Genomic DNA, 26,992 nt, shown 5'->3' on the forward strand with positions numbered 1-26,992 from the left:
CGCTACGTTTGTAGCGTGGACAAGAAGAACGCAATGCGCACCGGCGCCGTGGCGGCCGGTACGACGCTGATGATGCTGCTCATGTCGTCCCCCGCGCTTGCGCTGACGCGTGACGACGGTGACGACCCGGGCCCCGGCCTGAGCGCGATCGACACGATCGGCCTGTACGTCGTGGCCCCCATTGCTCTGTTCGTGATCATCACGGGCCTGGTCATGCTCCTGGACAAGTCCAAGAAGCAGGTCTGACCCACCGGTTGCGCAGCGCCAGAACTGCGTAGCCCCACCTGTGCTGTCCCAGGGCGCCTCGACGTGCGTAAGGCACGTCGAGCCGCCCTGTTGTGCGTTCCGGCCGAGCACCCTTCCTCATCATTGAGTTCTGCCGCATGAACGGGCCGGGTCCGCGGCGGCGGATAATGTGCGGACATGACCGAGTGGGACATCAAGAAGCTCCGGATTCTGCGCACGCTGAGCGAGCGCGGGACCGTCACGGCGACGGCCGAGGCGCTGCTGATGACCCCCTCCGCGGTGTCCCAGCAGCTCTCCAACCTGGCCAGGCAACTGGGCGTACCTCTGCTGGAAGCACAGGGCCGACGCGTCCGGCTCACCGATGCCGCACACCTCGTACTCCGCCACGCCGAAGCAGTTTTCGCCCAACTGGAACGCGCCGACGCCGAGTTGACCGGCTATCTGCGGGGCGAGGCGGGGGAGGTGCGGGTCGGCGCCTTCTCGACGGCGGTGCCCGGCCTCGTCGTACCGGCGGTCCGGCTCCTGCGCGCCGACGACCGGCCGGGACCGTCGGTACGGGTACGGGAGGCGGAGGCCGCGGAGGCGTACGAACTCCTGTCGGCCGGCGACGTCGACCTCGCGCTCTCCCTCGCCGCGCACGCGCCGACCGCCCACGACCCCCGCTTCACCCTCCTCCCCCTGCTGACCGACCCGCTCGACGTCGCCCTCCCCGCCGGTCACCGGCTCGCGGACGCCCCAGGGCTCCGGCTGGCCGACCTCGCCGCCGAACCGTGGATCTTCGGCGGCTCGGGCCCTTGGTCGGAGATCACCACGGCCGCGTGCGAGGCGGCCGGGTTCATGCCGGAGCAGGCGCACAGCGCCGCCGGGTGGACCGCGATCCTCGCCATGGTCGAGGCGGGCATGGGTGTCGCCCTGATCCCGCGGATGGCATCGGCGGAACGCCGCAAGGGTGTGGTGATGCGCGTTCTGGAGGCGGACCTGCCCAGGCGCCATGTGGTGGCGGCGGTACGGCAGGGTGCGGAGGAGGGCCCGGCAGTGGCCCGGGTCCTGGCCGCACTCGAACAGGTCAGCGCGGCCCGCGCCAATACATTCAGCTGAGCTGAAGGAATTGTGCGAAAACTTTCGATGGACCTGATGGTTCATTCGGGGCGACAGTTACCCATATGACCTTTGACGCGAACGAGACCACTGCCTCGGACAACGACCCCCACGCCAACGACGCGGCCCCCTACGGCGGAGGCGACCCCTACGCCGACTACCGCACCGGCGACTTCCCCTTCACCGAACTGGTGGACCTCGCCGACCGCCGCCTCGGTGCGGGCGTGATCGCCGCGAACGACGAGTTCTTCGCCGAGCGCGAGAACCTGCTGATCCGCGAGCGCGCCGTGTTCGACCCCGAGCGCTTCGGACACAAGGGCAAGATCATGGACGGCTGGGAGACCCGCCGCCGCCGCGGCACCGACGCCGCACACCCCTTCCCGGCGCCCGAGGACCACGACTGGGCCCTCGTCCGCCTCGGCGCCCCCGGCATCATCCGCGGCATCGTCGTCGACACCGCCCACTTCCGTGGCAACTACCCGCAGCGCGTCTCGATCCAGGCGACGTCGGTCGAGGGCTCACCCAGTCCCTCCGAACTCCTCGCCGACGACGTGAAATGGGAGGAGATCGTCCCGCCGACCCCCGTACGCGGCCACGCCGCCAACGGGTTCGAGATCACCGGCGGCCGCCGCTACACCCACATCCGCCTCTGCCAGCACCCCGACGGGGGCATAGCCCGCCTCCGCGTCCATGGCGAGGTCCTCCCCGACCCCACGTGGCTGGCGACCCTCGGCACGATCGACCTGATCGCGGTGGTCAACGGCGGCGCCTACGAGGACGCCTCGGACCGCTTCTACTCCTCACCGACCCAGATCATCCTGCCCGGCACCTCCCGCAAGATGGACGACGGCTGGGAGAACCGCCGCCGCCGCGTACGCGACACGAACGACTGGGTCCGCTTCCGCCTGGTCGCCCAGGGCGCGGTCCGCGCGGTCGAGATCGACACGGCCTGCCTCAAGGGCAACGCGGCCGGCTGGATCGCCCTCCAGGGCCGCAACGGCGAGACGGGTGAATGGTTCGACATCATCCCCCGCACCGAGCTCCAGCCCGACACCCTCCACCGCTTCCCCCTGCGCGCGCAGGCCGTGGTCACTCACGTCCGCCTCGACGCGTTCCCGGACGGCGGCGTGGCCCGCATGCGCCTGCACGGCACGCTCACGGAATCGGGAGCGGCCGAACTGGCCACCCGCTACGAGGAGTCGGGCGCGTAGCGCCGCCCCCCACCCCCTGCCGCTCCCGCCCGGCGAACGGCTGCGCCACACGACTGTCCCCCTGGGGGCGCGAAAGAGGCACGCAAAGGGGGGCGCTCCCCGAAGGAAGCGCCCCCACTGCTCAGCTGCTGCTGTTACTGCTACGCGGTAGCCGCCGCCGCGTCCGCCGCCTGGGCCTTCAGCGCGCGCTCCACACCTGCCCGCGACTCGGAGATCAGCCGGTGCAGTGCCGCGTTCGGCTCCGCCGAGCCCAGCCAGGCGTCCGTCGCGTCCAGGGTCTCCTGCGAGACCTGGAGGGACGGGTAGAGGCCGACGGCGATCTGCTGGGCCATCTCGTAGCTGCGCGAGTCCCAGACGTTCTTCACCGCTGCGAAGAACTTCTCGGCGTACGGGGCCAGCAGGTCGCGCTGGTCGGTCTGGACGAAGCCGCCGATGACCGCCTCCTGGACGGCGTTCGGAAGCTTGTCCGACTCGACGACGGAGGCCCATGCCTCCGCCTTCGCCTCGGCCGTGGGGCGTGCCGCGCGGGCGGTCGCCGCGTGGCGTTCGCCGGCGGCCGTCTTGTCGCGCTCGTACTCGGCGGCGATCTCGTCCTCGTCCAGCAGGCCGACCGCGGCAAGTCGCTCGACGAACGCCCAGCGCAGCTCGGTGTCGACGACGAGGCCCTCGACCGTCTCCGTGCCGTTGAGCAGCGCCTGGAGCAGGTCGAGCTGCTGCGGGTTGCGGGCCGTTGCCGCGAGTGCGTGGGCCCAGGCGAGCTGGTGGTCGCTGCCGGGCTCCGCGGCGCGCAGGTGCGCGAGGGTCGCCTCGGTCCAGTGCGCCAGTGCCGCCTCGCGTGACTCCGGCGCCGCGTACAGGTCCAGGGCCAGCTTCACCTGGCGGTGCAGCGACTGGACGACGCCGATGTCCGACTCCTTGCCGATGCCGGACAGGACGAGCGAAAGGTAGTCGCGCGTGGCCAGCTCCCCGTCACGGGTCATGTCCCAGGCCGAGGCCCAGCACAGGGCGCGCGGCAGCGACTCGGTGAAGTCGCCGAGGTGCTCGGTGACGACCCGCAGGGACTCCTCGTCGAGGCGGACCTTCGCGTACGACAGGTCGTCGTCGTTGAGGAGGATGACCGCCGGACGGGCGGTGTTCGCCGGGAACGGGACGGTGGTGCGCTCGCCGTCGACGTCCAGCTCGATCCGGTTCGTACGGACCAGCTTGCCGGAGTCGTCGAGGTCGTAGCAGCCGATCGCGATCCGGTGCGGGCGCAGCGTCGACTCGCCCTTGGCGCCGGCGGGCAGCGCCGGGGCCTCCTGAAGGACGGTGAACGACGTGACGTGACCGTTCCCGTCGGTGGTGACCTCCGGGCGCAGGATGTTGATGCCCGCGGTCTCCAGCCACGCCTTCGACCAGGTCTTCAGGTCGCGGCCGGAGGTCTTCTCCAGCGCGCCCAGCAGGTCGGACAGGCGGGTGTTGCCGAACGCGTGCGCCTTGAAGTACGCCTGGACGCCCTTGAAGAACTCGTCCATGCCGACGTACGCCACCAGCTGCTTCAGGACCGAGGCGCCCTTGGCGTACGTGATCCCGTCGAAGTTGACCAGCACGTCGTCCAGGTCACGGATGTCCGCCATGATCGGGTGCGTGGACGGCAGCTGGTCCTGGCGGTAGGCCCAGGTCTTCTCGCTGTTGGCGAACGTGGTCCAGGCGTTCGGCCACTTCGAGCCCTCCGCGTACGCCTGGCAGGCGACCGAGGTGTACGTGGCGAACGACTCGTTCAGCCACAGGTCGTTCCACCACTCCATGGTGACGAGGTCGCCGAACCACATGTGCGCCAGCTCGTGCAGGATGGTCTCCGCGCGCCGCTCGTACGCCGCGTCCGTCACCTTCGAGCGGAACACGTACTGGTCGCGGATGGTGACCGCGCCCGCGTTCTCCATCGCGCCCGCGTTGAACTCCGGGACGAACAGCTGGTCGTACTTGGCGAACGGGTAGTCGTAGTCGAACTTCTCCTGGAACCAGTCGAAGCCCTGCCGCGTGACGTCGAAGATCGCGTCCGCGTCGAGGAACTCGGCGAGCGAGGGACGGCAGTAGATGCCGAGCGGAACGGACTGGCCGTCCTTCTCGTAGCTGCTGTGCACCGCGTGGTACGGACCGACGATCAGGGCCGTGATGTACGTCGAGATGCGCGGCGTCGGCTCGAAGACCCAGACGTCGTCCTTGGGCTCCGGGGTGGCGGAGTTCGAGATGACCTTCCAGCCCGTCGGCGCCTTCACGGTGAACTGGAAGGTCGCCTTCAGGTCGGGCTGCTCGAAGCTCGCGAACACCCGGCGGGCGTCCGGCACCTCGAACTGCGTGTACAGGTACGCCTGCTGGTCGACCGGGTCGACGAAGCGGTGCAGGCCCTCGCCGGTGTTGGTGTACGCGCAGTCCGCGACGACCCGCAGCTCGTTGGAGCCCGCCTGCAGGTGCGGCAGTGCGATCCGCGAGTCGCGGAAGACGGCGGCCACGTCCAGGGCCTTGCCGTTCAGCTCGACCTCGTGCACGGCCGGGGCGACCAGGTCGATGAAGGTCTCCGCACCGGCTTCGGCGGAGTCGAAGCGCACGGTGGTGACGGACCGGTAGGTGCCGCCCTCCTGTGCGCCGGAGAGGTCGAGATCGATCTCGTACGCGTCCACGGTCAGCAGGCGCGCCCGCTCCTGTGCCTCTTCGCGGGTCAGATTCGTGCCAGGCACCCGGTCATCTCCTTGATATGTGATGTTTCCCGGCCATCCTTCCACGCGGAACGCACGCAACGCTATGTCCGTTTTCCGCCGGACCCCGGCGGTGCCACGCGGGACGCTCGAACCATGACCGGTTACGAGGCACGTCCCATTGAACCTGCTGTCCTCAAAGAGCTCCGCGACACCGACGACGCGGGCCGTCCCTGCGTCCCGTACATCGAGCGGGAAGGCGGAAGTCCGCTGCGCTGCTGTCTGCGGGGCGTCGAGCCGGGGGAGCGGATCGCCCTCGTCTCGTACGCGCCGCTGCGCCGCTGGGCGGCCGCGACCTGGGCCAGGCCCGGGGCGTACGACGAGCAGGGCCCCGTCTACATCCACGCCGAGGAGTGCGAGGGCCCGGCGGCGGACGGGGAGGGCTATCCGTTCGCCCGGGTCGGCGCGCTGCGCACGGTCCGCCGCTACAACGCGGACGGCCACATCGTCGGCGGCCGTCTGCTGGAGATCCCCGCCGACCCCTCGCGCGGCTTCGACGAGGCGTTCGCGGAGGCGTTCGCCGACCCGGAGGTGGCGCTGGTACATGTCAGGGCCGTCGAGTACGGCTGCTTCCACTTCGAGGTCCGCAGGCCGCAGGGCTGACGGCGGAGGGGGAGAGGAGACGGACAAAGGTTTCGGCGGACACCCTGCCGGGTGCCCGCCGAAACCTTTGTCCGTGCGACGCGTCAGCCGTTCAGCTCCGCCGCGACGAGCTCCGCGATCTGCACCGCGTTCAGCGCCGCGCCCTTGCGCAGGTTGTCACCGGAGACGAAGAGCGCCAGCCCGTTCTCCACGGTCTCGTCGACCCGGATACGGCCCACGTACGACACGTCCTGGCCGGCCGCCTGGAGCGGGGTCGGGATCTCCGAGAGCTCGACGCCCTCGGCGTCGTTCAGCAGCTCGTAGGCGCGCTCGACGCCGATCGGGCGGGCGAAGCGGGCGTTGATCTGGAGGGAGTGGCCGGAGAAGACCGGGACCCGGACGCAGGTGCCGGACACCTTGAGCTCCGGGATCTCCAGGATCTTGCGGGACTCGTTGCGGAGCTTCTGCTCCTCGTCGGTCTCGAACGAGCCGTCGTCGACGATCGCGCCGGCCAGCGGCAGCACGTTGAAGGCGATGGGCCGCTTGTAGACGGCCGGCTCGGGGAACTCGACGGCTCCGCCGTCGTGGGTGAGCTTGTCGGCGTCGGCGATCACCTTGGACGCCTGCCCGTGCAGCTCGGCGACGCCGGCCAGACCGGAGCCGGAGACCGCCTGGTAGCTGGTGACGACCAGTGCGTCGAGGCCGGCCTCGTCGTGCAGCGGGCGCAGCACGGGCATCGCGGCCATCGTGGTGCAGTTCGGGTTCGCGATGATGCCCTTGGGGCGGTTCTTGATCGCGTGCGGGTTGACCTCGGAGACGACGAGCGGAACCTCGGGGTCCTTGCGCCACGCGGAGGAGTTGTCGATCACGACGGCGCCCTGGGAGGCGACCTTCTCGGCGAGCGCCTTGGACGTCGTGCCACCGGCGGAGAACAGCACGATGTCCAGACCCGTGTAGTCCGCGGTGGAGGCGTCCTCGACCGTGATCTCCTGGCCTTCCCACTCGATCGTGGAACCTGCGGAGCGCGCGGAGGCGAAGAGCCGCAGCTCGTCGGTCGGGAACTTCCGCTCGGCCAGGATCCTGCGCATGACTGTGCCGACCTGACCGGTGGCGCCGACGATTCCGACCTTCACAGGGACTCCTTCAAACGTACGAGCTGGCGCGGTTGCCGTTCCATGATGCGTGTGTCCACGGCTTTCTTGTCCAATCCATTGTCCGGCAGACGGACAGCGGGCGCGGATCGAACGTTTCGCGGCGCCCCGGCGGCAGCGGGGAATCAGGGCCGGGAACGGGAAAGGGCGGGCGCCCCTGCGGGCGCCCGCCCCTCTCGGTGTCACTGCACAGCAACCGCTACGGCGTGACCTTCTCGATCACGACGCTGCCGGTGCCCGCCGCGGTGCCGCGGCTGTTCACCAGCTGGACCTCGCCGAAGAACTGGCGTCCCTCGGGAGCCGCACCGGCGACCACGACGTCGGCGCCGACCGTCGCCGAAGCGCCGTTGGCCAGGTTGACGGCCTTCGACTCGTCGACCTTGAGCGTGCCGAGCGACGGCGTGTAGTACACGTCGCGGTAGTTGTACGTGGTGGTCCCGGCCGGGACCGAGTAGCCGTCGACGAGGATCGTGTACGTACCCGCGGCGGGCTTCGCCAGGCTGACCGCCTCTTCCGAGCCCGCGGTCGTGGAGGCGCCGACCTGCTTGCCGGACGCGTCGACGACGTACAGGTCCAGGTCGGCGTTGGCGTCCGAGGTGCCGCCGATGGCGACGTCCAGCTTCTCGACGCCCGCACCGATGGTGACCTTGGTGACCTGCTGGTCATGCGTCTTGATCGACGGGGTGGCGACCTTGGCCGAGCCCAGCGAGCCGCCCTTGAGCTTGCCCTCCAGGTCGCCGGCACCGTTGGTGACGGTCCAGTTCACCGCGGTCGGCGTGCCGATCTTCGCCTCGGGCAGCGTCTGCACGGCCGGGTCGAAGGACGCGCCGAGCAGGGAGACGTCGAGCTTGAACGGGTTGTCCAGCAGCGGCGACGTACGCCGTGCCTCGACCTCGATCTCCCAGACACCGGCCTGCGGGTCGGCGTACGAGCGAACGTCGGGGCGGCAGGTGTTGTTCGGGTTGTCGTAGTTCGGGTAGCAGAACGGCGTTCCGCTGTTCTCCATCTGCACCCCGTAAGGGTGGATGGAGATGAACCGGGTCTGGCTGCCCGAGCGCAGGGCGCTCATCGCGACCTCAAGGGTCTTGGCACCCTCCGGCACGTTCACGAAGTACGACGTGGTGCTGTTGCGCTGCACCGAGCCGGACGCCGTGAACGCGTAGGCGGGCTTCACCAGGTCCTTGGCGACAATGACCGTGGCGAGGATCTGCTGGTCCACACCGGAGGTCTTCGCGTCATCCACCTGCAGGATCGCGCTGTGCACGCCCGCGCTGCCCGGCTTCGCCTGGACCTTGACGGTCACCGGCTTGCCCAGCGGCAGCGAGACGGTGCTGCTGCCGGTGAGCGTGAACGTGCCGTCGTTGTTCTTCCAGGACAGCTTGTGCGCGACGTCCTTGTCCGGGCCCGTGGTGCGGGTGATCGTGACGTCGTACGACTTCTGCTGGCCGGCCTTCAGGCCGCCTTCGCGGTCGTACAGGCCGGTACCGAAGCCGGGGGTCTTCAGCGCGAAGTCGATCGCCGTGTCGACCGGGGCCTTCACGGAGTACTCGTGCGCCGGGGCACCCTGCTTCTCGATCAGCTTCCAGGCGTCGACGATGTTGATCAGACCGGCACCCTGGGCGTGCGCGGGCACTCCCTCGATGTGCGTGGCGCTGCTGGTCAGTGCGGTGCGCAGGTCGGCCGGGGGCAGCTCGATGTGCTTCTGCTTCGCGGCGGACAGCAGTAGCGCGGTCGCACCGGCGGCCTGCGGCGAGGCCATCGACGTGCCCTGCAGCATGGAGTATCCGGCCGGGAGCGAGTAGCCCGACTCCTTGACCGGGCCACCGGGCAGCCAGGTCTGGGTGGAGTTGATGGAAGCGCCGGGCGCGGTCAGGATCGGCGCGAAGCCGCCGTCCTCACGCGGACCACGGGACGAGAACGGCAGCATGTCGTACTTCTTGGTGACACTGGAGCCGTAGTTGGCGGCCCAGGTCTCCTTGGAGATGGACGCGCCGACGGAGATGACGTGGTCGGCGAGGCCGGGGTCACCGATGGTGTTCACACCCGGGCCGTCGTTGCCGGCCGAGATGACCAGCTGGACGCCGTAGGTGTCGATGAGCCGCTTGTACAGCACCGCGCGGGCGTTGTTGCCGTCGTTGAGCGGCGGCAGGCCGCCGATCGACATGTTGACGACATCGACACCACGGTTCACGACGAGGTCGGTCATGCCCTCCATGAGCGCGATGTTGGTGCAGCCGCCGGACCAGGTGCAGGCGCGCGAGGAGACGATCTTCGCACCGGGCGCGGCGCCGTTCATCTTGCCGCCGAACAGCCCGTTGGCGGCGGTGATGCCGGCGACGTGGGTGCCGTGCTCGCTCTCGATGACACCGATGTTGACGTAGTCGGACGTGTCGCCGGCCGCGTTGTAGACCACGTTCTTGCGGGTCTCGACGACGAACGGGATGCGCTCGACGACATCGGTCCGCGGGTCGTCCGTGCCGAAGTAGGAGACCTGGTGCTTCTCCTTGTACGGCATGAGGACGGCGTCGTTCGTGAAGTCGGCGTCGTCGTTCAGGTCGACGCGGGTGCTGCCGGTGACCGGGTCGTAGAGCACGGCCCAGGTGTCGGTGGTGTCACCGTCGCGGTTGAGGTCGCCCTTCATGTCGCCACCGAGGGTGGCGGACTCGGCGAACACCTTGATCTTGTACGAGCCCTCGGGCGCCGAGTACGTACGGTCCTTGTAGGTGAACGTCGGGCCGGACACGGCGTCCGTCATCTGCAGCCAGGTGCCGTCTTTGTCCCTGACCGGGTCGGTGGCCGTCACCCAGTCGACGATCTTGCGCTCGCCGGTGCTGGTCTTCTGGAGCGCCGGGTGACCGAGGTCGACACCCGAGTCCAGGATGCCGATGGTCACGCCGCGGCCGTCGGCCTTCGGGTGCTGCTTCACGAAGTCGACCGCACCCGTCTCGAAGGACGGGTTGTACGGGTTCTTCGCCGGCGTTTCGCTGCTGGGCGCCGGGTAGGTGCCCGTGGACGCCGTCCTCGCCCCGGCGGCCCGGTCGCCCGAGGGCGTCGGGTCGTCGAGCATGATCTCCTGCTTGAGATCGATGCCCTGGACGGACGTCAGCTTCGAGGCAGCCTTGATGGTCGCCTCGGCGGTCGCGGTCGGTACGGTCGCGCGGACGTAGCCGAGCTTGTCGTACGTACGCTCCACCACGGACCCCTTGACGGCGTCCAACTGCTCGGTGACCTGCTCGGTCGCACCGGGCGCGGTGGCGACCATCATGGTGATGTTCTTCTCGCCCGTGGCCTGCGCCTTGGTCAGAAGATCGGCATCGGTCGCACCGAGCTTGTCGGTGTCGGCGGCTGCCTTGACGGGGGCGGTGGCCGGGTCGTCGGCGGCGAAGACCGGGGCGGCACCGGAGGCGGCCAGCGCGGCCACCAGACCGGCAGCGGCCGCGACTCGGGCCACGCGTCTCGCCCCGGATATGGAACTGGGGGATTCGGAGGTCATCAGCATCCCTGTATGTGAAAGAGAAAGTCCGGAATTCGGTACCGGATGACCGCTCAGCCTTTCGCAAATGGCAGGGGTTTGTGGAGGGTTGGCGTGTCCGAATTGCTGCTGTGGCGTACTTCCGCCAATGGGGCTGATGCGCCACGAGGGACGAACCCGGTGATAACTCCCGTGTCACCGAGGCAGGATGACCACATACGCCGCGGGGTCGCGGTCGGCGGCCGCCATCAGCGCGGTACGCACCACCGTCGCCAGCTGCTCCGGCGCTTCCTGGAGCCTCTTCGGCGTGAGGTGGACGACGGTGACGCCGAGCCCTTCCAGATGTTCCCGCTCGGCGGCGTACGCGGACCACTCGGCGTCGTGCCCGGCCAGACGCCGGTCGCCGGCCGGCGCGCTGTGCCGGGGCGCCCCGGTGTCGAGTTCGACGGCGACCGCCTCGTCCGGCCAGTAGGCGTCCACGCCGCCCAGATGCGGCCCGCCCGGCAGCCGCAGGTCCACATTCCACAGAGGCTCCGGCAAGTCGTACGTCCGCACCATCTCGTACAACCGGCACTCCGCCAGCGCCCGCCCCTCGGCGGTCAACGAGTCCACGGCGTGCACGACATAGGCCCGGCCCAGAAGCTTGGCGCGGCTCAACTCCCGTACCACCGCGTCCGGCTCGCACAGCCCGCCGCGGACCGCCTCGGTGAGCAGCCGGTGTGCGGCGGAGGCGTCCCCGATCCCGGCGACCGCGTCCGCGAGCGCCCGCGCCACGGGGGCCACCGGCAGCCCGGCGAGCCGGACCGGGCTGGGCAGCTCGGCCGTCCGCACCACGTGCGCGTACCGGGCGGACCGCAGCCGCCGGGTACGGGGCACCAGAACGTCGATCCGGTCGAGCGAGCCCAGCGGCGGCGCGGCGGAGAACCCGTACAGGGCGAGCGCGGCCAGCCCGGTGACCACGCCTTCGCCGTACCCGGTCTCCGTCGCGCCGCGCCGCCGTCCGGCGTACAGCAGGGCGGACCGCAGCCGCTCCTCACCGGTGGGCGGCCCCGGGTGCAGCACATACACACCGGGCAGCGGCTGCTGCCACGGGCCACCGTCCCGGCACTGCGCGGCGGCGCGGGCGGGGGATACCCCGAGAGCCTTCAACTCCTCCACGGAAAGCACGCGTTGCTCCACGTGGGCGGAGAGGCGGATGGGGCGGGCGGAGAGCGGGGCGTTCTGGGTCATGTTCCGGGGTATGCCGCACGCCGTCGTGCGGCATACCCCCTGTTACACGCCCGTCGACGATTCAGGACAAGCCCGCCCCGAAGGACGGGAGTTCGACAACCGAAAAGGCACGATCCCGCCCCTGACGTCCCCGTCCCCGCCTCCGTCCGCCCCCGCGCACGCTCAGAACCGGCCGCCGGCCCCCGCGTCACACGCCTGCGCCCGCAACGCCCGAGCCAGATCGTCCCGGGCCTCCAGCACCAGCCGCCGCAGCGCGGGCGCCGCGTCCGCATGCGCCTCCAGCCACGCATCCGTGGCCGCCAGCGTCGGCTCGTCGTCCTGCAGTGCCGGGAACAGCCCCTTCACCACAGCCATCCCGATCTGGATCGACCGCTCGGCCCACACCCGCTCGATCGCCTCGAAGTACCGAGCCGTGTAGGGCGCCAGCAACTCCCGCTGCGACGACTGCTCGAACCCTGTGATCGTCGCCTCCACCAGCGCGTTGGACAGCGTGTCGGACTCCACCACCGCCGCCCACGCCTGTGCCTTGACCGCCGCCGACGGTCGGGAGGCCAGGCACCGCACGTGGTGCCGCTTGCCGGACGCCGTGTCGTCCCGGGCCAGTTCGGCATTGATCACCGACTCGTCGGCGACCCCGTGCGCAGCCAGCGGGGACAGGAACGCCCACCGCAGCTCCTGGTCGACCTCAAGCCCGTCGATCCGCGCGGACGCCCCCAGCAGCGAGGACAGCAGCTGGAAGTCCGCGTCCGAGTCCGCGACCGCCGCGAAGAACCGCGCCCACGCCAGCTGGTGCTCGCTCCCCGCCGCGGCGATCCGCAGCTCCCGCAGCGCGCCTTCGGCCAGCGCCCGGCTGCCCTCCTCGCGCCACGCGGGGGCGGCATAGTGGACGAGCGCGGTCTGGGTCCAGGCGTGCAGCATCTGCAGGACGCCGATGTCGGACTCCTGGCCGGAGAAGTCCAGCACGAGCGAGATGAAGTCGCGGGCCGGCATCAGCCCGTCCCGCGTCAGGTTCCACAGCGCGGACCAGCACAGCGCCCGCGCCAGCGGGTCGGTGATGGCACCGAGGTGCGTGCGCAGCGTGTCGAGGGACGCCTCGTCGAAGCGGACCTTGCAGTACGTGAGGTCGTCGTCGTTGACGAGGATCAGCTCGGGCCGCTCGGCCCCGGCCAGCGCCCCGACCACCGTGCGCGCCCCCGCCACGTCCACCTCGGCGCGCGCGTACCGCACCAGGTCGCCGTTCGACCTGCGCCGGTACAGGCCGACCGCGACCCGGTGCGGCCGCAGCTCCGGGTGCGACTCGACCGCCTCCTGGAGCACGGCCAGCTCCGTGATCCGGTCCGCCGCGTCGTACGTCACCACCGGCGTCAGCGAGTTCACGCCCGCCGTCTGTAGCCACGACCGCGACCAGGTGACCATGTCCCGCCCGGACGTCTCGGCCAGCACCGACAGCAGGTCGCCCAGCTGCGTGTTCCCGTACGCGTGCTTCTTGAAGTAGCGCCGGGCGCCCTCCAGGAACGCGTCCCGCCCGGCGTACGCCACCAACTGCTTCAGCACGGAGGCGCCCTTGGCGTACGTGATGCCGTCGAAGTTCAGCTTGGCGTCCTCCAGGTCACGGATGTCCGCCGTGATCGGGTGCGTGGACGGCAGCTGGTCGGCCCGGTACGCCCAGGACTTGCGGTTGTTGGCGAAGGTGATCCAGCCGTCCTCGAAGCGGGTCGACTCGACCATGGCGAAGACGCCCATGAAGTCGGCGAACGACTCCTTCAGCCACAGGTCGTCCCACCACTGCATGGTGACGAGGTCGCCGAACCACATGTGCGCCATCTCGTGCAGGATGACGTTGGCCCGGCTCTCGTACGACGCCTGCGTCACCTTGCCGCGGAAGATGTACTCCTCGCGGAACGTGACACAGCCCGGGTTCTCCATCGCGCCGAGGTTGTACTCGGGCACGAACGCCTGGTCGTACTTGCCGAACGGGTACGGGTAGTCGAAGTTGTCGTGGAAGAAGTCCAGGCCCTGCTTGGTGACGAGGAAGATGTCGTCCGCGTCGAAGTGCCGGGCGAGCCCCTTGCGGCAGAGGGCGCCGAGCGGGATGTCCAGCGTCGTGCCGTCGTCGAACGTACGGCTGTAGGAGTCCGTCACATAGTGGTACGGGCCGGCGACGACCGCCGTGATGTACGTGGAGATCGGCTTCGTCTCGGCGAACCGCCAGACCCCGCCGTCCCGGGACTCCTCCGACCCGTTGCTCCAGACCGTCCAGGCCTCGGGCGCCGTCACCTCGAAGCGGAACGGTGCCTTCAGGTCGGGCTGCTCGAAGTTCGCGAAGACGCGCCGCGCGTCGGCCGGCTCGTACTGCGTGTAGAGGTAGACCTCGCCGTCCTCCGGGTCGACGAACCGGTGCATGCCTTCGCCGGTCCGGCTGTACGCGCACTGCGCGTCGACCACCAGGACGTTCTCGCCCTCCGGCAGATCGTTCAGCGCCACCCGCGTGCCGTCGAAGACGACGGCGGGGTCGAGCGCCTGCCCGTTCAGGGTCACCGACGTCACGCTCGGCGCCAGCAGGTCGGCGAAGGTCGACGCCCCCGCCCGCGCGGTGCGGAACCGGATCGTGGTCACCGAGCGGAAGGTCCGCGGATCGGTCGGCTGCTCCCCGGCGTTGTCGCCGGGCTCGTCGATCGCGGAACGCACGTCGAGCACGACGTCGTATCCGTCGACGGTCAGCAGTTCGGCCCGCTCGTGGGCCTCGTCGCGGGACAGGTTCTGACCGGGCACAGGTGCACTCCTTTGTGTCACGTTCGAATGCTTTGATCCTCCCACGCGCGTTCCGGCCCTGGTGGCCGGGAATGACGGGGACGTTCTGCGGTGTTCTCGGGCACAGGTGCGATTGCCCTCTTGAGGAGAGACATGTCTGAGAACAGCCCGGTGAACGGCAGGACCCCCGCCGATTTCTGGTTCGACCCGCTCTGCCCCTGGGCCTGGATGACCTCCCGCTGGATGCTGGAGGTGGAGAAGGTCCGCGACGTCGAGGTCCGCTGGCACGTGATGAGCCTTGCCGTTCTCAACGAGGACAAGCTCGACGAGCTGCCGGAGGAGTACCGCGACCTGCTGGAGAAGGCGTGGGGCCCGGTCCGCGTCGTCATCGCCGCCCAGCAGAAGCACGGTGACGACATCGTCGGCCCGCTGTACACCGCGCTCGGCACCCGCTTCCACAACCAGGGCGAGGGCCCCACCCCTGAGGCGATCGTGGGAGCCCTCAAGGACGTCGGCCTGCCGGTCGAGCTGGCGGACTTCGCGGACTCGGACGTGTACGACGCCGAGCTGCGCGCCTCCCACAAGGAGGGCATCGACAAGGTCGGCCAGGACGTCGGCACCCCGGTCATCGCCGTGCCCGGCTCCGACGGCGAGCAGATCGCCTTCTTCGGCCCGGTCGTCACCCCTGCCCCGAAGGGCGAGGAGGCGGCGAAGCTGTGGGACGGCACGCTGATGGTGGCGTCGATCCCCGGCTTCTACGAGATCAAGCGGACCCGGACACAGGGCCCGATCTTCGACTGATCCACGCGGTGCGGGGTCCGGACCCCGCACCGCTCCACCTCACGCGTACAGCGCGTCCAGCTTCGGCAGCCGCATCGCCACCCGCTCCGCGTCGTCGAAGCTGAAATTCCACTCCGGGTCCAGGTCGGGGTACTCGATCGTGAACGAGCCGCCGGGCAGGTCCGCACCCGTCGCCGCCCGATGCGCGTCCCAGGCGATCCCGAGCGTCCGCTCGCACTCCATCTCCAGGCCCTCGGGCGCCGCGGCCCTGATCACCGGCAGCTCGGCCAGCGTGTCCGGATCCGCGACGACCCGCTCGAACACCTCACGCCCCTGCGCTATCAGCCATCCCCGGAAGTAGTCGAAACCGTCGTCGGAACAGCCGCCGTTGATCGTGTACGCCGCAGCCCAGAGCGGCGCCCGGTAGGAGGCGGCCATCAGGTCCCAAAGCCGTTGCTGCGCGGCGACGATCTCGTCCGGGGGCCGGGCGGCCAGCAGCGCGGAGGCCCGCTCGACGACGGCCTCCGCATCCTCTGGGTCGGCGACCTGGGCGCGGGCGTCATCGATCAGATTCCAGAAGTCCGTCGTGTCCATGCGGTGCAGCATGCCGGACGGGTCTGACAGTCGGGCGGGCGTGAAGGCGCCCCCTGAATCGTGTGGCGCGCGTCACGTCTCGATGGTGAACCGGTCGCCCCGCCCCCGACGACGAAGGGGTGTGAACAAAGAGCCGCTGGACGTGGACACCGAAGCGGACCTCGTGGCGGCGGTCGCCGACGGGGACCGCGCCGCCTTCGAGCTGCTCTACCGTCACTACGCCCCCTGGCTCACCGCCAGGCTGCGCCATCGCTGTGCCGACGAAGCGCTGCTCGACGACCCCGCCGCCCGTACCACCGTGGCCCTCCCGGTGACGCAGGCGCTGCGCAGGGGACTGCGGATGGCCCTGGGACTGCTGGCCTTCGGTCTCTTCTGGGGTGCCTCGGCAGTCCTTGCCCGGCTCGGGGTGGCCGCCGGGGCGCGGGAGGCTTTCCCCGTAGGCGCCCTGGCGATGGAGGGCGCTGCGCTTGCCTCGCTCGCCCTGTCCCTGGCCCTGCTGGGGCTGCGGCACTCGGCGGCCGGATCGGGCAGCGTGCTGGCGGCCCCGGTACTGATCCTGCTGCTCGCGACGGCGCTCCTTCTGCCGGACCGGTCCGCCCTGCTCCCCGCACCGGGCGCTTCGAACGGGGGCGCCGCCAGCCTCCGTTGGGGCACCCTGCTCGTCCTCGCGCTGTGCTTCAGTGGCTGGGAGCTGCGCGAGCGGCGAACCGTACACCGAGGGAAGGGAGTCCGGCGGACATGAAGGTACGACCGGCGCAGCGGTCCGAGGCCGGGGGGCTGACCGAGTTGGCCCTGGCATCGAAGGCCCACTGGGGCTACGACGAGGCGTTCCTCGCCTCCTGTCGGGACGAACTCACCATGCACCCGGCCGACATCGGCCGCCGCCGCACGACGGTCGCCGAGGAGAACGGCCGAGTCCTGGGCTTCACCACCCTGGACGGCGCCCCGCCCGAGGGCGCCCTGGGCATGATGTTCGTCGCCCCGGACGCGCTGGGCCGGGGCATCGGCCGGCTGCTGTTCGAACACACCGTGACGGAGGCGCGCCGCCTCGGCTTCGTACGCCTCACCATCGACGCCGATCCGAACGCGGAACTCTTCTACCTCGCGATGGGCGCGGTACGGATCGGGGCCACCCCGTCCGGATCGATCCCCGGCCGTGAGCTGCCGCTGCTGGAGTACGTCCTCACGTCGAGCTGACTCCTTGCCGGGGGACGGGGCCTCCTTCGACCGGCTCGGGGGCCCGGCGTCCCGCCGCGGTCAGGGCCAGGGTGACCGCGAGGGAGGCCGCCGCCATCACGGTCATGGCCGTCGCCGGTGACGTCCACTGGGCGACGGCGCCCGCGAGCGAGGCCGCGACGCCCTGCATGGTGAGCATGCCGGAGGAGTGCAGACCGAGGGCCTGACCGGTGATCTCGCTCGGAGTCAGGGCCATCAGCCGCTCCTGCAACAGCAGACTCGCCGAGAACCCGACCGACGCGAGCGCGGCCAGAGCGAACGCCAGGGGGAGCGTCGGACGCGCGGCGAAGAGCAGATACGGAGCGGCCAGGAGCAGCAACATCGGCATGGCCAGCCGTCCCCGCCAGTGCTGCGCGACGAACCGGCCCGCCACAGTGTCACCCACGAGCATCCCCAGCGCGGCGAAGGCGAAGAGGAGCCCCGCGTGCTCGGGCGCGTACGGGACGAACAGCGACTCGCAGCCGACGATCAGTCCGTTCGGCACCCAGAGCGCGAGATAGACGAGGCGGCGCGGGCCGGAGGACCACAGGACAGCGTTGGTCCGCCAGGTCTCGGCGGCCGAGGGACGTCCGGCGGCGCGCGGCGGACGGCGCGCCAGCCCGAACCGGGCGACGGCCGCACCAATGAGATACAGGGCGGCGGCCACCAGCAGCGTGCCACGCGCGGACAGAGCCGTCACCAGAAGGCCGCCGAGCGCGAACCCGCCGATCTGCATCAGGCCGACGCACATGTTGAGTACGGAACGCCCCAGCAGGTACCCGTCCTTGGGCAGGACCTCATTGAGCAGTCCGTACCGCACACCGCCGCCCACCGCGGCGATCACACCCTCGATCAGGATGATCGCGAAGACGGCCGGCAGCGGAAGCCCGGGGACGGCGAGTACGGCGGTGGCCAGCCCGAAAGCGAGCGCCATGCCGGTCATCGCGGCCCGTGGCGGCAGCCGGTCCGCCGCCGACATCAGCACGGTCGCCCCGATCACCTGGGCGAGCGAGGAGCCGAACATGGACAGGGCGGCGAGCAGCGGCGAGTCGGTCGCGGCATAGACGAGGGTGCCGAGGGCCAGCCCGCTCATCGTCGACCCCGCGACCTGCACGGCACTGGTCGCGAAGAGCGGTCCGAACTGCGGCGCTCGGAAGAGTTCCCGGTAGGTGCGCATGCGGGGGAGTCTCAGTGGCCGCCCACGACGACCGTTACTGTTTCGCGCGGAGGCGAAACGTCATGGGCTGGTGGCAGATCAACACGGACACGCTCGCGGGGAGCCGGTTCGTCGTCTCGCCGCTCGCGGAGGCCATCTCCGCCCTGAACGCCCTGGAAAGGGGACGGCCCGAGCATCCTGGCGAACGGGCCTGGCTCGACGCTCATCTGCCCGCCTACCGGGCGCGGCAGGCCGCTGATCCGGTCGCCGCCCGCCTCGTACCCGCGGCGCTCGGCAGCAACTGGAACGCGGACTTCATCACCCCCACACCGACGGGCGAGGACGCATCATCCTTCGAGGAGGAGCTGGCGCCCGTCCGGGCGACCTCGCCCGAGCGCGCCCGAGCGGATCTGGAGGTGTCCCTCGGCGGCGCTCCGCTGCCGGCCCTCCTGGACCGCGACGACCTGGCGCAACGCGCCGCCGACCTACTGCACTGGGTCTGGCACCGGACCGTACTGCCGGACTGGCCGCGTCGTCGCCGGATCATCGAGGCGGACATCGTCGCGCGGACCGGCCAGCTGAGCCAGGGCGGCTGGGCCGCCGCCCTGAGCGGGCTGCGCCCGGGAATGCGGTGGCTCGGCGGGAGCCGGCTCCAGATCAACGCGCAGGACTACCCGCCGAAGCAACTGTCCGGAGTGCGCCTGTTCTTCATTCCGGTCACCCAACGCACCGGCTGGGTCTCCTGGGACGACGACGCCCAGCGGTACGCGGTCGTCTACCCGTGCTCGGGCGCCCTGGCGGATACGGGGCGGGCGCGGGTGCCCGACAGCCTGGGCCGCCTGCTCGGCCCGGCACGGGCGGCGGTCCTCGTCCTCCTCTCCAGCCCGAAGAGCACCACCCAGCTGGTGGCCCTGACCGGCCAGGGGCTGGGGTCGGTGGGCCGCCACCTCAAGGTCCTGCTGGACGGTGGCCTGGCCGGTCGCCGCCGGTCCGGTCGGTCGGTGCTGTACTTCCGTACGGAGGTGGGAGACGTGTTGGTGGAGGCCCAGCGGGAGGCCGTACGGAGACCCGCATCCAGGCCAGCGCCTGCGTCGGGGTGACGGCGTTCTCGGCCTGCACGACGCCTCCCGCGAGGGTGACCTCGCACCGTCAGGTGGTCTTGAAGGGCTGCCTCATGACAACTCCTCCCGGCTGATGGCGAGATGGACCCAGACCGTCTTGCCGGGGTCGCGCGGCCGTACGCCCCACTTCTCGGCAATCGCGTCCACGATGACCAGGCCCCGGCCGGAGAGGTCGTCGAGCGTGGGGGTACGGAGCTCGGGCATCCGCCACTGGTACGAGTCGGACACCTCCAGGACGAGCGTGCCGTTGCGACGGCGTAAGCCGAGCTCGAAGTAGTTGCCGGTGCCCTTGGCGTGGTCGATGACGTTGGTGCTCAACTCGCTGGCGACGAGGGTGGTTTCGTCGATGAGTCCGCCGAGTCTCCACTCGGTCAGGATGCTTTCGACGTGGCGTCGAGCGGCGGGGACGGAGTCCTTGCGGACCCGGAATCTCTTGGTGCGTGTGCGCCCGGACATGGGTCTCCCGAGGTCGGTGGGCAGGCGGAATCGCGGTCACTCAGTGCGCCTGACAGGTCGCTTTTTGTGACACATCCCACGCTAGAGCGAGAATCTATCTTTATGCAATCGAACGGCATCGAGAATTTGCATATCGCTCACGGTCTCAAGCGCCTGGCGTGTAGCGTCCGTTGCCATGCAAACTGGTCACACGCGGTAAGAGGAGGGGATATGCCCGCAGGTGGACGCCCTACTGTGCGCAGCAGGCGGCTCGGCGCGGCGCTCCGGAGATACCGGGAAGCGGCGAAGCTCGATCAGCAGCACGCTGCCGATCACATCGTGGGGTCGAAGGCCAAAATCAGCCGCGTCGAGGCCGGCCAGGTCTCGGCACGTCCCGGTGATGTTCGCCTGCTTCTGGAGCTGTACGGGGTGGAAGACCGCGCCGTGTACGCGCAGCTGGAAGAGTTGGCGCGGGCTTCCAACAAGCGTGGATGGTGGCTCAACTATGAATGGGCGGCCAAGCCGGAGTATGCCGACTTCCTTACGCTCGAATCCGACGCGACGTACATCCGTACCTGGCAACCGTTGTTCCTGCCCGGGCTTTTGCAGACGGACGACTACCTCAGGGCGTTGCTCGGTGCAGGCCTGAAGGTTCATACGCCTGAGGCGATCGACGAAATGGTGGCCATTCGACAGGTGCGCAGGAAGGTCATCGAGGAGCATGGCGCCCGGTTTGCGGCAGTCATATGGGAGCCTGCGCTCACGGCGCCGATGCCCTCCGTGAAAGCGCATCGCGACCAGCTCTTGCACATCTTGAACGTGGCCCAGCGTCAGAACATCAGTGTTCAGGTGCTCCCGGCCACGGAGTGGGAGGCCGCACACATGGCATCGCACTTCGTCATGTTCAACTTCGGTCCCGAACCCGCTCCGGAAGCGGTCGCTTTCGACAGCACGACGAGCACCGTCATCATCGAGGACCTTGAAGAGATGGCCGCACACGCGCAGATCTTCGAAGCCCTCAGATCGGCGGCGCTGACGCCCGCGCAGTCGCTCACTTTCTTGCGCGAGCACATTGCAAGCATCCCTGAGAGCGAGAAAGAACAGTAATGAGGAACCAGCAGATCGTCACCGAGTTCAAGAAGTCCAGCGCCTCGCAGGGAGGGCAGCAGGACTGCATCGAGGTCGCCCACACCGCCGACGGCGGCCGGGTCGTCCGGGACAGCAAGAACCGGGGCGGCGGGCTCCAGTTCTACGCTCCCGCGGGGTGGGCCGCGTTCATCGACGGGGTGAAGGCCGGGGCCTTCACGGGCTGAGCCACTCCGCGACCTCGACCGTGTCCCCGACGGTCACCACGCCCTCGCAGACCACCGCGTTCTTCGCGCCGAAGCTCACCTTGTTCTTGTACTCCGGCTCGCGCCGGTACGTCGCAAGGGTCCGGACCGGTTCCGGACCCGCGCGGCGGCCGGTGCGCTGGTCGACGAGCGGGACGTTGCACCGCATCGCCCGTACCGAATAGGCGAGTTCCACGGAACCGAGGATCATCCGGCGTACCCGGTCCTCGAAGTGCGGTTCGTCGTTGCCGGTCAGGACGATGTTGGCGCGGAAGCGGTCCATCGGGACGGGCGCGGCGTCGCCCCGGGTGGCGATGCGGGCGTTGAGGCCGTCCAGGGAGGCCGTCGAGGCGACCAGCACCGCGTGCGCGTCCGCGAAGTTGACCTTGCCAGGGGTCTCGCCCCAGCCGTCCCGGTCGAAGCCGGGGGCCACCCGTACCAGGCGGGACTTGGCTCCGAGCGCGTCGGAGAACCATTCCGCGACCTCGTCCCCCTGGTCGGCGGCCGCGCCGAGCGGGCGGTCGAACATGCTGACCTCGCGGCGCGGGCCGTCCCGGTCGACGTCCAGACGCAGCGGCTCGACGCCCTCGGCAAACAGGACCAACGCCGCTCCGTCGTCGATGACTTCGACCCTGATAGCGGCCATCGGCGGGTGCGTACGCTGGCTGCGGAACGCGCCGTCCGCCGCGTCCACCACCATGAATGTCCGGTCGTGTTTGAGGCCGGTTCCGAGGACCTGCGCGGAGTCGACCGTGGTGCCGGCGCAGCCCTTGACCGGGTAGTAGGTGAGTTCTCGAACGGTGATCGTCACGAAGTCCCCTCCGGGGCAGCCGTTTCGAGGTCGTCGACGCTGCCGGACATGACGGTGCGGATGTGTCGGGTGAGGTGCTCGGTGGGCCAGTCCCACCAGGCGACGGCCAGGAGCCGGGCGATGGTCTCGTCGTCGTACCGGGTACGGATCAGGTTGGCCGGATTGCCGCCGACGATGCCGTAGTCGGGTACGTCACCGGTGACGACCGCGCCGGCGCCGATGATCGCGCCGTGCCCGATCTGTACGCCCGGCATCGGATGCAGGACGGTGGGGTCGGCCGGGGCGAGACTCATGGCGCCCATCATCGCATTCACCTCACATGAGTTAAGTTCCTTTTAGGAACTCATGCGATGTCGAGAGGGGAACCTGCCGTGACGTTGGCGCAGTGGACCGAGGTCGACGACTACTTCAACGGCCTGCTGGTGGGTCCGGACGAAGCCCTGGACGCGGCTGTCGAGGTCAGTAACAAAGCGGGGCTTCCGGCAATCCAGGCCGCCGCCAACCAGGGCAAGTTGCTGAACCTGCTGGCCCGGCTCCAAGGGGCGCGCGCCGTGCTGGAGATCGGCACCCTGGGCGGTTACAGCACCATCTGGCTGGCGCGGGCGCTGCCCGAGGGCGGCAGGGTCGTGACGCTCGAATTCGACCCGGAGTGTGCCGAGGTCGCGCGTGGGAACATCGAGCGCGCCGGCCTGGCGGATGTCGTCGAGATCCGGGTCGGCCGCGCCCTCGAAACGCTGCCGGAGCTCGCGGAAGAGGGGTACGGGCCGTTCGACGTGGTGTTCATCGACGCGGATAAGCCCAGCAACCCCGACTACCTGGCCTGGTCCCTCAAGCTGACCCGGCCCGGCAGTCTGATCGTCGCCGACAACGTCGTGCGGGATGGCGAGGTCGTCGATGCGGACAGCACCGACCCGAAGGTTCAGGGTATGCGCCGGTTCACCGAACTCGTCGCGGCCGAGCCGATGTTGAGCGCCACCGCGCTGCAGATCGTCGGCGCGAAGGGGTACGACGGGCTACTGATGGCGCTCGTCACCGCGTAGACGCCGGGGGATGCGTTAATGTGATCACCCGTCCGGCGTCGGTGGCATGTCGGTAGATCTGCTACCTCCTTGCGGAGAGACCGTGCATCGTCCCCTCATCCCTCTTGCTCTTACCGCGGTGCTGTTGTGCGCCGGGTGCTCCGGAGACCCAGGACCGGCGCAAGAGCCGGCGAAGGCCGCGAAGGCCTCAGGGGCCGGCTCGGAGGCGGATCATGGGGCGGCGGTACGAGCCGCGGTGGCCGCGACGAAGAAGAGCAGCGCCCGGATCGATGAGGAGATCGAGATCGGGGACAGCACCACTTCCTTCATGATCTCGATCAAGGGCGACTTCGACTGGGCGGGTGCCAAGGGGCGCCTCGGGGTCGCGCTCCACAATGCGGCGGCTCCTCAGAAGACGTCGCCCCGCATGGAGGAGATCTTCGACGGTGACACCGTCTACTTCGGCGGATTCGCCGAGATGGAAGGTTCCTGGGGATCGATCCGCCGGGAGAAGGCTGAGGCCCATTACGCGCTACGGGCACCGATGAACGACCCCGAACACGTCTTGCGCCAGGTGGCGCAGATGCGCCGGACATCGAAGGTCGGTGAGGAGACGGTGAACGGCATGCCCACGGTCCATTACCGCGGCCTGCTCACCCAAGAGACGGTCACGCTGAGGATGGCGAAGGACATGAGGGCCAAGGTCGACACCGTGCGGGAGCGGGTTGGTGCGCTTGCCGTGTACGCGGATGCCTGGGTCGACCGCAGCGGCCGGGTTGTGCGTACCCGGCTCGACTGGCCCATGGGGGCGGCGGGCGTCAAGGCGACGATGAATCTGACGGACCACGGGAAGTTGGTGCGGGTGACTGCTCCGGATCCCGGCAAGGTCGTCCCCATGCCGTCCCTCGGGGGCCCGCTGCCCGGCTGATCCGCCCCACCCCTGGCGCGGAGCGTGGCAGAAGGACCCTCACCTGTCACGTCCAGGCGAGGGTCCCCCCTTCATCCGCCTGCCCGGTGAAGGTTGAGAAGACGATCACGAAGCAGGACGTTCATGCGCCTCCCCGTCAGGGGGCGAGCAGCAGCACGTCGGCGCGCTCCTTGGCGGCCGCGTAACGCTTCGCCACGTCCTGCCAGTTGACGACGCGCCACATGGCCTCGATGAAGTCGACCTTCTGGTTCTTGTACTGGAGGTAGAAGGCGTGCTCCCAGGCGTCGAAGACCAGGATCGGGACGGAACCCTGGCCGACATTGCCCTGGTGGTCGTAGATCTGCTCGACGATCAGCTTGCCGCTCAGCGGCTCGTACGCGAGGACGCCCCAGCCGGAGCCCTGCGTGGTGGCCGAAGCCTTCGTCAGCTGGGACTTGAAGCCGGCGAACGACCCGAACGACTCCGTGATCGCATCCGCGAGGTCACCGACACCGTCCGCCGTGAGGGGCTCGCCGCCGCCGTCACCGCTCATGTTGTGCCAGTAGATCGAATGCAGGATGTGGCCGGAGAGGTGGAACGCCAGGTTCTTCTGCAGGCCGTTGACCGCTCCCCAGGCCTCCTTGGCGCGCGCCTCCTCCAGCTGCTCCAGGGTGTCGTTGGCGCCCTTGACGTAGGCGGCGTGGTGCTTGTCGTGGTGGAGCTCGATGATCTGCGGGTTGATGACCGGTTCGAGCGCCGCGTAGTCGTACGGGAGTTCCGGGAGCGTGTACGTGGCCATGGGGCGGACCCTCCAGCTGCTTTCCTGTTGTTATTGCAACCTATGTGCAAATGAAGGCTAGCAGGAGGAAGGGGGGGTGCGGTGCGGGGATGCGACCCGCGGGCCACATGGTCGGAATCCGGCAGATCCTGCGCCCCGACCTGGCGCGCACCGCCCGCCACACGGAGCCGTACCTCAAGCTGGTGGACGAACCGGAACGGCGGGGCCGGCTGTCCGGAGCGCTCGCCACCCACGCCCGGTCGCGAACGGAGAGTCGATGACCACCAGCCCGACCACCTTGTTCCTCGCCCGGCATGGACAGACCGTGTGGCAGGCCGAGAACCGCTACGCCGGGGTCAGTGACGTAGCCCTCACCGACGAGGGGCGCCGCCAGGCCGAACAGTTGGCGCAGTGGGCGTTGCGCCACCGGGTCGACGCGATCTGGACGTCGACCGCCACCCGCGCCATCGAGACCGCCCAACCCGCCTGCTGGGCACTCGACCTCGTAGCCGGACGCGAACCCGATCTGCGGGAGTGCGACTTCGGGACGGTGGAGGGGCGCACCCTCGCCGAGTTCGCCGCCGAGGACCCGGAACGGGCGGAGGCGTTCCGGGCCGACCCGGTGATCAACGCCTTCCCCGGGGCCGAGGACCCGCGCGTGGCGGCGGCCCGGGGAACGATGGCGCTGCGCCGGATCGCGGCCGGCCATCCGGGGCAGCGGGTCCTCGTCGTCGCGCACAACACGCTGCTGCGGCTGGTGCTGTGCGAACTGCTGTCGATCCCGCTCGGCGCCTACCGCCGCGTCTTTCCGCAGCTGCGGAACGCGGCGGTGAGCGAGCTGCGGCTGGGGGAAGAGGGCGGCGCGCTGCTCTCCCTCAATGTGCCGTGCGCACCGGACGTCAGCCCGTGACGGCCGCGGCCCGCCGCTGTCGTACGACACCGGTCACGATGAGGACGGCGGTCAGCAGACCGGTCGCCAGCAGCTGGTCACGCGTTTCGGGCCGGCCCAGCATCAGCAGGAAGATGCCGGCCATGGCCAGCAGCGCCAGCACCGTCCCCACCGGGAACAGCCACATCCGTACCACCAGCTTCTCGGGCGCCTCGCGCTCCAGCCGGGTACGCAGCACCAGCTGCGAGGCCGCGATGAAGATCCAGACGACCAGGATCACCGCGCCGATCATGTTGAGCAGCCAGGGGAAGACATCGTCCGGCCGCCAGTAGCTGAGCAGCACGCAGAGGAAACCGAAGACGGACGAGACGAGAACCGCGTTGCGGGGCACCCCGGAGGTGACCCTGCCGAGCCGCTGCGGGCCCTGGCCGCGGGCGACCAGTGAGCAGGCCATGCGCGAGGCGCCGTAGATGTTCGCGTTCATCGCGGAGAGCAGCGCGACCAGAATGACCACATTCATGATCTCCGCGGCGCCGCTGATGCCGAGGTGGTCGAGGGTCGCGTAGAACGGGCCGACCGTGGCGACCTTCGGGTCGTCCCACGGCACGAGCGTGACGATGACCGCCATCGAACCGACGTAGAACAGCGCGATCCGCCACATCGCCGTCCGCACCGCCTTCGCGACACCCCGTACCGGGTTCTCGGACTCGGCCGCGGCGATGGTGACCGTCTCCAGACCGCCGTACGCGAAGACCGAGGCCAGCAGCCCGATGATGAAGCCGTTGGAGCCGTTCGGCAGGAACCCGCCGTCGCCGGTGAGATTGGCAAGGCCGGGGGCGTCCGTGCCGGGCAGCACGCCGAGGATCGCCAGCACACCCAACCCCAGGAAGAGCGTGATCGCGGCGACCTTGAGCGCGGCGAACCAGAACTCGAACTCGCCGAAGTTCTTCACGGCGGCCAGGTTCGTGCCGAGGAAGACCGCCATGAACAGTGCGACCCAGGCCCACTCCGGGGTGCCGGGCAGCCAGCCGGTGACGATCTTCGCGGCGCCGATCCCCTCAAGACCGACGGCGACACAGAGCAGCACCCAGAACGCCCACCCGGCGGTGAATCCCGCCCACGGTCCGATCGCCCGTTCCGCATGGACGGAGAACGAGCCGGATGCCGGATTGGCGGCGGACATCTCGCCGAGCATGCGCATCACGCACATGACCAGCAGTCCGGAGATGGCGTAGGCGAGGACGATCGAGGGCCCGGCGGAGGCGATACCGGCGCCGGAACCGACGAACAGCCCGGCACCGATGACGCCGCCGAGGGCGATCATCGACAGATGGCGCTGCTTGAGTCCATGGGTGAGGGCGGAGTCGACCGGGGTTGCGGAGACGTCGGAGCCGGTGGTGGGGGGAGACGCGGAGGTCCGAGACATGGACGTGCTCTGTTCGGTAGGTGAGACGGTGGACGAGGCCAACAGTCTGTCCGC

25 protein-coding genes and 1 pseudogene are annotated in these 26,992 nt (G+C 69.7%); 14 read left to right on the forward strand and 12 right to left on the reverse strand.

The features are described 5' to 3' along the window. Nucleotides 1-15 precede the first annotated feature (15 nt). The 3 genes from AB0915_RS19545 (at nt 16) to alc (ending at nt 2,555) form a co-directional block, all read left to right on the forward strand. A complete protein-coding gene (locus tag AB0915_RS19545; RefSeq protein WP_366692272.1) occupies nt 16-246 on the forward strand; it encodes a hypothetical protein in 231 nt (76 codons plus the stop codon). Nucleotides 247-423: 177 nt separating this feature from the next. Next, nucleotides 424-1,344, forward strand: coding sequence for a LysR substrate-binding domain-containing protein (locus AB0915_RS19550; protein ID WP_366692273.1), 921 nt, complete (start codon nt 424-426; stop codon nt 1,342-1,344). Between the two features lie 65 nt (nt 1,345-1,409). Next, nucleotides 1,410-2,555 carry an allantoicase gene (alc, locus tag AB0915_RS19555; RefSeq protein ID WP_366692274.1) on the forward strand — a complete coding sequence of 382 codons (1,146 nt, stop codon included), beginning with the start codon at nt 1,410-1,412 and terminating at the stop codon, nt 2,553-2,555. Between the two features lie 140 nt (nt 2,556-2,695). Here alc and pepN (AB0915_RS19560) read toward each other — a convergent pair whose 3' ends face one another. Next, nucleotides 2,696-5,272, reverse strand: a complete 2,577-nt coding sequence (pepN, locus tag AB0915_RS19560) for an aminopeptidase N (RefSeq protein WP_366692275.1) — start codon at nt 5,270-5,272, stop codon at nt 2,696-2,698. 114 nt (nt 5,273-5,386) lie between these two features. Here pepN (AB0915_RS19560) and AB0915_RS19565 point away from each other — a divergent pair, with 114 nt between their 5' ends. Continuing rightward, nucleotides 5,387-5,893, forward strand: coding sequence for a DUF1203 domain-containing protein (locus AB0915_RS19565; protein WP_366692276.1), 507 nt, complete (start codon nt 5,387-5,389; stop codon nt 5,891-5,893). Between the two features lie 83 nt (nt 5,894-5,976). On the opposite strand, the gene AB0915_RS19570 is transcribed toward AB0915_RS19565, so the two are convergent. The 4 genes from AB0915_RS19570 to pepN (AB0915_RS19585) all read right to left on the reverse strand — a co-directional run bounded on the left by AB0915_RS19570 (nt 5,977) and on the right by pepN (AB0915_RS19585) (nt 14,497). Continuing rightward, entirely contained in the window at nt 5,977-7,005 is a 1,029-nt protein-coding gene (locus AB0915_RS19570; protein ID WP_366692277.1) for an aspartate-semialdehyde dehydrogenase, read from the reverse strand. 217 nt (nt 7,006-7,222) lie between these two features. Continuing rightward, nucleotides 7,223-10,522, reverse strand: coding sequence for a S8 family serine peptidase (locus AB0915_RS19575; RefSeq protein WP_366692278.1), 3,300 nt, complete (start codon nt 10,520-10,522; stop codon nt 7,223-7,225). Between the two features lie 168 nt (nt 10,523-10,690). After that, a complete protein-coding gene (locus AB0915_RS19580; RefSeq protein WP_366692279.1) occupies nt 10,691-11,725 on the reverse strand; it encodes a hypothetical protein in 1,035 nt (344 codons plus the stop codon). A 162-nt stretch (nt 11,726-11,887) separates the two neighbouring features. Further along, entirely contained in the window at nt 11,888-14,497 is a 2,610-nt protein-coding gene (gene pepN / locus AB0915_RS19585) for an aminopeptidase N (RefSeq protein ID WP_366692280.1), read from the reverse strand. A 132-nt stretch (nt 14,498-14,629) separates the two neighbouring features. Between pepN (AB0915_RS19585) and AB0915_RS19590 the strand changes: the two genes are divergently transcribed. Next, nucleotides 14,630-15,277: a DsbA family protein gene (locus tag AB0915_RS19590; RefSeq protein WP_366692281.1), complete on the forward strand. Its 648-nt coding sequence runs from the start codon at nt 14,630-14,632 to the stop codon at nt 15,275-15,277. Nucleotides 15,278-15,316: 39 nt separating this feature from the next. On the opposite strand, the gene AB0915_RS19595 is transcribed toward AB0915_RS19590, so the two are convergent. After that, nucleotides 15,317-15,850, reverse strand: a complete 534-nt coding sequence (locus tag AB0915_RS19595) for a DUF4240 domain-containing protein (RefSeq protein WP_366692282.1) — start codon at nt 15,848-15,850, stop codon at nt 15,317-15,319. A 142-nt stretch (nt 15,851-15,992) separates the two neighbouring features. On the opposite strand from AB0915_RS19595, the gene AB0915_RS19600 reads away from it, so the two are divergent. Together AB0915_RS19600 and AB0915_RS19605 are read left to right on the forward strand one after the other, a co-directional pair. Continuing rightward, entirely contained in the window at nt 15,993-16,592 is a 600-nt protein-coding gene (locus AB0915_RS19600; RefSeq protein WP_366692283.1) for a hypothetical protein, read from the forward strand. After that, the gene (locus AB0915_RS19605; protein WP_366692284.1) at nt 16,589-17,047 is read left to right on the forward strand and encodes a GNAT family N-acetyltransferase; all 459 of its coding nucleotides are present in this window, start codon (nt 16,589-16,591) and stop codon (nt 17,045-17,047) included. Before AB0915_RS19600 ends, AB0915_RS19605 begins: the two co-directional genes overlap by 4 nt. On the opposite strand, the gene AB0915_RS19610 is transcribed toward AB0915_RS19605, so the two are convergent. Continuing rightward, nucleotides 17,034-18,242, reverse strand: a complete 1,209-nt coding sequence (locus AB0915_RS19610; protein WP_366692285.1) for an MFS transporter — start codon at nt 18,240-18,242, stop codon at nt 17,034-17,036. The two genes, AB0915_RS19605 and AB0915_RS19610, sit on opposite strands and share 14 nt — an antisense overlap. A gap of 62 nt (nt 18,243-18,304) precedes the next feature. On the opposite strand from AB0915_RS19610, the gene AB0915_RS19615 reads away from it, so the two are divergent. After that, nucleotides 18,305-19,321 (forward strand): winged helix-turn-helix domain-containing protein, encoded by a 1,017-nt coding sequence (locus AB0915_RS19615; protein ID WP_366692286.1) that lies wholly within the window; start codon nt 18,305-18,307, stop codon nt 19,319-19,321. 72 nt (nt 19,322-19,393) lie between these two features. Here the strand turns inward: AB0915_RS19615 and AB0915_RS19620 are convergent, their stop codons facing one another. After that, nucleotides 19,394-19,798 carry an ATP-binding protein gene (locus AB0915_RS19620; RefSeq protein ID WP_366692287.1) on the reverse strand — a complete coding sequence of 135 codons (405 nt, stop codon included), beginning with the start codon at nt 19,796-19,798 and terminating at the stop codon, nt 19,394-19,396. 234 nt (nt 19,799-20,032) lie between these two features. Here AB0915_RS19620 and AB0915_RS19625 point away from each other — a divergent pair, with 234 nt between their 5' ends. Both AB0915_RS19625 and AB0915_RS19630 read left to right on the forward strand, forming a co-directional pair. Continuing rightward, complete coding sequence (locus tag AB0915_RS19625; RefSeq protein WP_366692288.1) at nt 20,033-20,884, forward strand: helix-turn-helix transcriptional regulator; 852 nt, start codon at nt 20,033-20,035, stop codon at nt 20,882-20,884. Further along, nucleotides 20,884-21,090, forward strand: a complete 207-nt coding sequence (locus tag AB0915_RS19630; RefSeq protein ID WP_366692289.1) for a DUF397 domain-containing protein — start codon at nt 20,884-20,886, stop codon at nt 21,088-21,090. Before AB0915_RS19625 ends, AB0915_RS19630 begins: the two co-directional genes overlap by 1 nt. On the opposite strand, the gene AB0915_RS19635 is transcribed toward AB0915_RS19630, so the two are convergent. Further along, on the reverse strand, nt 21,080-21,919 hold the full coding sequence (locus AB0915_RS19635) for an MOSC N-terminal beta barrel domain-containing protein (protein WP_366692290.1): 840 nt from the start codon (nt 21,917-21,919) through the stop codon (nt 21,080-21,082). The two genes, AB0915_RS19630 and AB0915_RS19635, sit on opposite strands and share 11 nt — an antisense overlap. Continuing rightward, nucleotides 21,916-22,173: pseudogene (locus AB0915_RS19640) on the reverse strand (antibiotic acetyltransferase); the annotation flags it as partial. The gene AB0915_RS19635 and the pseudogene AB0915_RS19640, both read right to left, overlap by 4 nt. 117 nt (nt 22,174-22,290) lie before the next feature. Here AB0915_RS19640 and AB0915_RS19645 point away from each other — a divergent pair. After that, entirely contained in the window at nt 22,291-22,959 is a 669-nt protein-coding gene (locus AB0915_RS19645; protein WP_366692291.1) for an O-methyltransferase, read from the forward strand. A gap of 235 nt (nt 22,960-23,194) precedes the next feature. Further along, nucleotides 23,195-23,866 carry a hypothetical protein gene (locus AB0915_RS19650; protein ID WP_366692292.1) on the forward strand — a complete coding sequence of 224 codons (672 nt, stop codon included), beginning with the start codon at nt 23,195-23,197 and terminating at the stop codon, nt 23,864-23,866. Between the two features lie 136 nt (nt 23,867-24,002). Here AB0915_RS19650 and AB0915_RS19655 read toward each other — a convergent pair whose 3' ends face one another. Beyond that, the gene (locus tag AB0915_RS19655; protein WP_366692293.1) at nt 24,003-24,644 is read right to left on the reverse strand and encodes a superoxide dismutase; all 642 of its coding nucleotides are present in this window, start codon (nt 24,642-24,644) and stop codon (nt 24,003-24,005) included. An 89-nt stretch (nt 24,645-24,733) separates the two neighbouring features. Between AB0915_RS19655 and AB0915_RS19660 the strand changes: the two genes are divergently transcribed. After that, a complete protein-coding gene (locus AB0915_RS19660; RefSeq protein WP_366692294.1) occupies nt 24,734-24,904 on the forward strand; it encodes a hypothetical protein in 171 nt (56 codons plus the stop codon). Next, nucleotides 24,901-25,533, forward strand: coding sequence for a histidine phosphatase family protein (locus AB0915_RS19665; protein ID WP_366692295.1), 633 nt, complete (start codon nt 24,901-24,903; stop codon nt 25,531-25,533). The genes AB0915_RS19660 and AB0915_RS19665 overlap by 4 nt, the downstream gene beginning before the upstream one ends. Here the strand turns inward: AB0915_RS19665 and AB0915_RS19670 are convergent. Beyond that, nucleotides 25,523-26,938, reverse strand: coding sequence for an amino acid permease (locus AB0915_RS19670; RefSeq protein WP_366692296.1), 1,416 nt, complete (start codon nt 26,936-26,938; stop codon nt 25,523-25,525). The genes AB0915_RS19665 and AB0915_RS19670 overlap by 11 nt on opposite strands. Nucleotides 26,939-26,992: the final 54 nt, after the last annotated feature.

It is taken from the genome of Streptomyces sp. NPDC048411 (assembly GCF_040704695.1).
In the GTDB taxonomy this organism is placed as follows: Bacteria; Actinomycetota; Actinomycetes; order Streptomycetales; family Streptomycetaceae; genus Streptomyces.